Origin of the sequence: Gilliamella sp. B3367, from assembly GCF_026536825.1 — a bacterium.
GTDB classification, from domain to species: domain Bacteria; phylum Pseudomonadota; class Gammaproteobacteria; order Enterobacterales; family Orbaceae; genus Gilliamella; species Gilliamella apicola_E.
This window is the reverse complement of sequence record NZ_JAFNNJ010000019.1, coordinates 1-2,026: the sequence shown is the minus strand read 5'-3', so window position 1 is coordinate 2,026 and position 2,026 is coordinate 1. Positions and strand designations below refer to the sequence as shown.

Here is a 2,026-nt window from a genome sequence, read left to right as displayed (position 1 = left end):
CAAACTTATCATCATAAAGTTCACGACAAATATGTTCTAGATCAATTAAGGTATAATAATCGACACTATTTTCATCAGTATGATGCTCAAGTCCCAAATGTTGATACAATGATGCTGCTCGACGACGAATTAACGATTTCAATGCGGCTTTATAACTTTGATCAGTATCCCTCATTTCACACAATGCACTAAGTGAATTCGAAAATTATTATTTTTCTGATTTGACAGTTACTTTCAATTAAACATTTTTAATTTGTATTCTTAATTCCTATTCATCATCTCTGATACTAAATTAATGGTATCTTGTTCAATCTGATCATTAAGATCCCTATCATTTTTATACACTACACTAATATTAATTAATCCTTCAAGAATCACCATCAGTTTATTTGTCAAAGACTCTTTATATGAATAATCTTCAAGTTTTGAATAAATTAGATGTCTAACAAATTCTTTATGCTCCATAAGTATATCTGATACGCAAGGCAAGGTTTCACGCATTTCCTCAACTGCTCGCATGAATAAACAGCCATTATAATCCACTTCAGAAAACCATTTTTTATGCCATTTAAATATTTCCAAAATAGCATTTTTTCCATAGAGTCCTTTAATAGAATCCTCAAGCTTTGAACGAAATATTGAGTCTCTATGTTTTAACACTTCTACGATAAGTTTATCCTTGCTTCCAAAGTGATTGTATAAAGTTGTTTTAGAACATCCTGATATATCCCTAATATCATCTACTCCTACACTAGAAAAACCAGTTCGATAAAACAGTTTTTCTGCCGTCTTAATAATTAATTCATCTGTTTTTTTCAAAATAAATCACCTAAATAAATTGCAAAGTGAACAGATCTGTACTACTATCAATTTTTTGTACAGATCTGTTCATATTTTCTATTCATATATTATAACTTATAAGGAAAACAATTAATGAAATTCTTTCTTTGGGGTAGTGAAAAACTACCTAATAGACCTAAATTACTTGATTTATTTCAAGGATTGTTAGGCGGAACTTTGGCAATTTTAACTCTGGAATATCTGACTATCTATTCTGGTAGCTATTTTATTATGGCTCCGTTTGGAGCTTCATGTGTTATCTTATTTGCTGTTTCTCAGTCTCCTCTTGCACAACCAAGGAATGTAATTTTTGGGCATCTTATATCAGCATTTATTGGTCTTATATTTTTGAAATTATTTGGTGATTCAATTTTTATTACTGCTTTAGCGGTGGGTTGTGCTATTGCAGCAATGCAATTCTTAAGATGTGTACATCCACCAGCAGGTGCTAATCCGTTGGTTATATTATTAACAGCAAGTCAGGTTAATTACGATTTCAGCTTTTTATTGTTTCCCGTGCTTTCTGGCTCCATCTCTCTGGTAATAATAGCCTATGCTGTTAACAATCTACTATCTAAAAACCAGTGGCCAATTTATTGGTTAGCATTTTTTAATGATAAAAAGGAGAAGTGATTAAATTAGATGCAAAGTAATAATTTTATGAGAACATTCAAAATGTGTTGCTATATGAAATAGTGTTGAACATTGCGTTATGATTTACAGTCACATCCATAAAAAAGCCATTAAACAACGATATAAAAAATCAATATTATTGAATTAACTTGTTTCTTATTAGAATTGAATAACTAATATTCATAATGAAATTTGAGAGATATAAGAGAAAAAACCCTAGATAATCTAGGGTTTGATAGTAGAGTTGATAAGTTAATCAGTATGATTATCTATTTTTTATTAGCTTTACCTTGGTACTCTGCATAATACTCTTGTGCCAGTTTACGCATAGATAAACCAATCGCTGCATATTGATATTCATTTAAGTTAGCTAATGAAGCCCGAGCAGATGGATGTTGCACTGCAAACCCTTTACCTGGTAATAAAACTACACCAGCTTCATCAGCAATTCTAAATAACATTTCAGATGGATTTTTATTTTTTAAGATCCATTTAGCAAACTTATCATCATAAAGTTCACGACAAATATGTTCTAGATCAATTAAGGTATAAT

At 30.5% G+C, this 2,026-nt stretch carries 2 protein-coding genes and 1 pseudogene; 1 reads left to right on the top strand and 2 read right to left on the bottom strand.

What is annotated here, in order from left to right; all coding sequences use genetic code 11:
• Positions 1-261 precede the first annotated feature (261 nt).
• Complete coding sequence (locus tag J3U23_RS12020; RefSeq protein WP_065734329.1) at positions 262-819, bottom strand: TetR/AcrR family transcriptional regulator; 558 nt, start codon at positions 817-819, stop codon at positions 262-264.
• Positions 820-933: 114 nt separating this feature from the next.
• Here J3U23_RS12020 and J3U23_RS12015 point away from each other — a divergent pair, with 114 nt between their 5' ends.
• On the top strand, positions 934-1,473 hold the full coding sequence (locus J3U23_RS12015; protein ID WP_065562153.1) for an HPP family protein: 540 nt from the start codon (positions 934-936) through the stop codon (positions 1,471-1,473).
• 269 nt (positions 1,474-1,742) lie between these two features.
• On the opposite strand, the pseudogene J3U23_RS12010 reads toward J3U23_RS12015, so the two are convergent.
• Positions 1,743-2,026: pseudogene (locus tag J3U23_RS12010) on the bottom strand (bifunctional aspartate transaminase/aspartate 4-decarboxylase); the annotation flags it as partial.

What these genes read in the sequence shown, in the direction of transcription:
- J3U23_RS12015 (WP_065562153.1), top strand. Translation starts at nt 934, where the DNA reads ATGAAATTCTTTCTTTGGGGTAGTGAAAAACTACCTAATAGACCTAAA.